The organism is Leeuwenhoekiella sp. ZYFB001 (genome assembly GCF_011784865.1).
Classification (GTDB): domain Bacteria; phylum Bacteroidota; class Bacteroidia; order Flavobacteriales; family Flavobacteriaceae; genus Leeuwenhoekiella; species Leeuwenhoekiella palythoae.
In genome coordinates, this window is record NZ_CP050460.1 from 3177392 (window position 1) to 3181653 (window position 4262).

Annotated in this window: 4 protein-coding genes; 2 read left to right on the forward strand and 2 right to left on the reverse strand. The window is 37.8% G+C overall.

Annotated elements, in window-relative coordinates; all coding sequences use genetic code 11:
- The first annotated feature begins 2 nt into the window (after positions 1–2).
- Complete coding sequence (gene thiL / locus HCN54_RS13730; protein WP_167598227.1) at positions 3–1055, forward strand: thiamine-phosphate kinase; 1053 nt, start codon at positions 3–5, stop codon at positions 1053–1055.
- A 6-nt stretch (positions 1056–1061) separates the two neighbouring features.
- Here the strand turns inward: thiL and HCN54_RS13735 are convergent, their stop codons facing one another.
- Positions 1062–1307 carry a hypothetical protein gene (locus HCN54_RS13735; RefSeq protein WP_072982926.1) on the reverse strand — a complete coding sequence of 82 codons (246 nt, stop codon included), beginning with the start codon at positions 1305–1307 and terminating at the stop codon, positions 1062–1064.
- A gap of 203 nt (positions 1308–1510) precedes the next feature.
- A complete protein-coding gene (locus HCN54_RS13740; protein ID WP_167598228.1) occupies positions 1511–2275 on the reverse strand; it encodes an alpha/beta fold hydrolase in 765 nt (254 codons plus the stop codon).
- A gap of 39 nt (positions 2276–2314) precedes the next feature.
- On the opposite strand from HCN54_RS13740, the gene brnQ reads away from it, so the two are divergent.
- Positions 2315–3589, forward strand: a complete 1275-nt coding sequence (gene brnQ, locus HCN54_RS13745) for a branched-chain amino acid transport system II carrier protein (RefSeq protein WP_167598229.1) — start codon at positions 2315–2317, stop codon at positions 3587–3589.
- Positions 3590–4262 lie beyond the last annotated feature (673 nt).

A 4262-nucleotide genomic window follows, 5' to 3' on the forward strand; every position in this document is an offset into this window, starting at 1 on the left:
TTATGTTTGAAAATAAAGATGAATCACGCACTTCACTAAGCGATCTGGGAGAATTTGGTTTAATAAATCACCTTACCCAAACGTTTAAAATCAAGCAATCAAGCACCGTAACCGGCATTGGGGATGATGCCGCGGTAATTGACCCAAAGGAGAACCAACTTGTAGTCACTACTGATCTACTGGTTGAAGGTGTGCATTTTGATTTGAGCTTTATGCCGCTGAAACATTTAGGCTACAAGGCTGTTATGGTAAATTTATCTGACGTCTATGCTATGAATGCCGAAGCTACTCAGATCACCGTTTCAATTGCAGTATCTAATCGGTTTCCTTTGGAAGCGCTTGAAGAACTTTACGCAGGAATTGAACTCGCTTGCTCTATCTACAACGTAGATCTAATAGGTGGCGACACCACATCAAGCACAACAGGACTATTAATCAGTGTAACCGCATTAGGCCAGGCCGAACCAAAACAGATCGTGAAAAGAAGCGGCGCAAAAGATGGGGATCTGCTCGTTGTTTCAGGTGATTTAGGCGCCTCGTATATGGGACTCCAGGTTTTAGAGCGAGAAAAACAAGTATATAAAGTTAATCCTAATGCGCAGCCTGATCTAGAACCTTACGCTTATTTGGTAGAACGTCAATTAAAACCGGAAGCCCGTAAAGACATCGTAGAGCTTCTAAAGAAAATTGACGTGCAACCTACTTCTATGATCGACATCAGCGACGGACTCTCTTCTGAAATTATTCATCTATGTAAAAGCTCTAAGACCGGAATCAGGCTTTATGAAGAGAAAATTCCACTTGATCCGCAACTCATTCAGACTTGCGAGGAGTTTGAACTTGATAGCACCACGGTAGCCTTGAGTGGTGGTGAAGATTACGAACTCTTATTCACCATTAAACAGGAGGATTACGATAAGATTAAAGGAAACCCACACCTTACAGTGATCGGCCACGTGACGCCGGAGCACGACGGAATGAATTTAATCACGAGAGCAAACACCTCAATACCTATTGTAGCTAGAGGATGGAATGCACTTAAAAATGAAGAATAATTTATTTTAAGCAGACTGCCTACGCGCGTGCTTGAAGAGGTAAAACTTCTCCATAACCTCATTAATGCGGCGCAATTTTGGGGTTAATGGGGCTAGATAACCGTGCTCATCTTCTGTAAATTGCTGTTTACAACATGAGCATTCATATTCCTTTTTGTTGGTTTGATACTGGCGCAATAAATTATAATTGTGACCAAAAAGTTTACACCGTAATCGCTTTAATGGATTTCTCGTAGGGCTTTGTAAATTCATTTTAAGGGAATTTTATGAAGTTAGCTTGACGAATTTAACAAAATAAACGTTAAAAAGCATTTTTTATACGTTTAAAAGACCTATTTTCTGCAATGCACCATTTATTTTGAGAAATTCCTAAAATGGAAGCAGTAAATCTTTAATCTGTTAAAATTTTAGCCTCATATTCAGAACTTTATAAGAAACAATACGGGTTTACAACTTTAAAATTGCTTCAATATTGCCAATACCCCCTTAAAATTTTCAATGGTAAGCATATGGCCGCCCTCTAAAACGTCTATTTGCACATCGTATTCCGTAAACTCGTTTTTCAAATCTTCAGCACGAATCAAGGTATCTTGAGCGCCTAAAATCATCATTTTTTTAAAACTTCCGTTTTTCCAGAATTCTGTGGAATCGTCTCTTATTGCCATCGCCTTTTGAGAATTGATATAACCTTCAAGCGGAGTCTGTAGCGCTTCTTGCTTTGTTAGCTGAATAGCTTCGGTTAACCGACTTCTTAAAGGCTGTGAAAAAAGGTTAGCCACTGACATAGATACTAAAGCGTGATAGTTCTTTCTGGCCACTGTAATTCCATGTTCACGCAATGCAACGCGCTCGGCAGTATCTGCTTTAGGTGTCGAATTGAGCAAACAAATTCCGCTTATATCTTCCGGAAACCGTTGCGCGTAGGCCAAGGCTACATAACCCCCCATAGAATGTCCCACGAATTTTAGATCTTTCAATTGAAGGTGATCAACTAGCTTTTTTAGTTCTTCTGCCATTAGCGCTAAGTTTTGCGCTCCCTTTAAAACATCACTTCTACCATGCCCCGGCAAATCAATTAAAATCAACCGATGTTTCTTAGATAATTCAGGCACAAACGGCATCCACATCTTTCGGTTTTCTAAAAATCCGTGAAGTAAGAGCATCGCAGGTCCATTCCCAAATTCCTCATAAAATAGGGTGTTTTCAATTATATTTGGCATCGTTTTATTTTATCTTTCGGTTTGAAAGTTACAAGCAATATGCGTTTTAACAAAGAAGTACTCGTTACAGGTTTTGCAATATTCTCTTTATTTTTTGGAGCAGGAAATTTAATTCTTCCGCCCTATTTAGGCTATTTAAGCGGCACCCACTGGCTTCTGGTTACTCTAGGTTTTTTCATTTCCGCAGTATTTATACCTATACTAGGTGTTATAGCGCACGCACGCTTACAAGGAACGATGCTCGATTTTGCGACTAAAATTCATCCGGTCTTCAGCACCGTATTTTGCATTCTAGTGTATCTGGTTTCGGTTACACTTCCCGGCCCTCGTACAGCTTCTGTAACCTATGAAATGGCCATTGAGCCCTATTTTGAGATCAATTCACTTACTTCTAGCGCCATATATTTTGGATTGGTACTGCTTAGCGCTTTAAATCGGTCAAAACTGCTAGACCTTTTGGGTAAATATCTTACGCCTCTGCTTTTGCTAATCTTAGTCACCATTATCGCAATCCTTTGTCTTGCCGAAATACCGATTGCGAATAATAAACATATTACTAAAGTAGTAAGCACCGGGATTCTAGAAGGTTATCAAACCTATGATGCGATTGGCGCCATTGTTATTGGTGCGCTAGCCATAATCTCTTTAAAAATAAAATTCAAAGAAAGTTCGGTTGGCGAAAAAAGAAAAGTCCTTTTTAAAGCTGCATTCATTGCCGGAATAGGTTTGCTTCTTATTTATACCGGGCTGATCTATGCCGGTTCTCTGTTTTCAAATTTAACTGAAGAACCGTCGCGCACAGATTTACTTACTCTTTTAAGTTATGAAGCTTTGGGAAGCTCTGGAAATATTGTGCTCTCCATTTTAGTAGCTCTTGCCTGTTTTACAACTGCTGTAGGGGTAGTTACCGGAACTGCAGATTTCTTTCAAGGTTTAAATCGAAGCAATAAAACCATCTACCCGCTAACGGTAACATTAGCCTGTATTGCTGGTATCGTTATCGGGCAGACCGGAGTCTCCTATATCATTACAATTGGAGTTCCAATACTTGCTTTTATTTACCCTCTAGTTATTACTTTAATTTTGTTGAATGCCTTACCTGAACGATATGCCACAACTTTGGTATTTAGAGTTACAGTATTAGGATGTATTCTTTTTAGCATCCCCGAATTTTTAGAAAGCATAAATATAGAAACGCTTACTCCCCTCCAACAGCTTTTACCATTATCCGCTTATGGAGTGGCATGGTTTATTCCTACGGTAGTTTGTTATGCACTAGGTAGCGTGGCACAACTAGCGATGAAACCCACCTAAGTTATACACATAAACGTTACAAATCCCGATTTTAATGCACTTGTTGTAAGATTTCGTAAAACGTTTTACAGATTAAAGGTATCAAACACACTTTTAACAGGCTATAATATAGTATCTTACGTTGATATTATTATTTTTTACAAGTAAAAAATAATTTTTGCTTTTATTTTAGAAAACCCTGCAAAATTTAACACTTTTTTAAAAGCTACAGGTTTTACAGTAAAAATGTAGTCGTATTCATACAAAATATACACCTAAAGGCAATTAACCTCATTTTTTTGTAAGAAAAACCTATTTTATTCCATTATTTCTTCTTATCAAATAAAGCCAGCTCAAAACCATTCACCGACACATTACGTAAATTAACCGACAGAAAAAGCTTGTTTATCAACAAAAAGCAAAAGATTGTCAACAAATATTAATAGCTTTAATGTTTGAATAAGGCTTTTGTAAGAAAAATATTACGAGTAATAAAATCGACGCTTATATGAATAAAATTACCCCTAAATTTTTTCATCTTGACTTAATAACGCTTTTCGAAAGATATCTTTTGGTAGCGGTTCTATTTTGTTGCACCAACTTAACATTAAACGCTCAAGCTACATTTAGCGGTAACCCTTCAAATGCCCAAATTCTAAATCAGATTAGTGGTGAAGGTGTGACCCTCTCTAAT

Bases quoted from the DNA above. Each gene is read 5' to 3' on its own strand.
- HCN54_RS13740 (WP_167598228.1), bottom strand. From the start codon at position 2,275: ATGCCAAATATAATTGAAAACACCCTATTTTATGAGGAATTTGGGAAT.
- brnQ (WP_167598229.1), top strand. From the start codon at position 2,315: ATGCGTTTTAACAAAGAAGTACTCGTTACAGGTTTTGCAATATTCTCT.
- HCN54_RS13735 (WP_072982926.1), bottom strand. From the start codon at position 1,307: ATGAATTTACAAAGCCCTACGAGAAATCCATTAAAGCGATTACGGTGT.
- thiL (WP_167598227.1), top strand. From the start codon at position 3: ATGTTTGAAAATAAAGATGAATCACGCACTTCACTAAGCGATCTGGGA.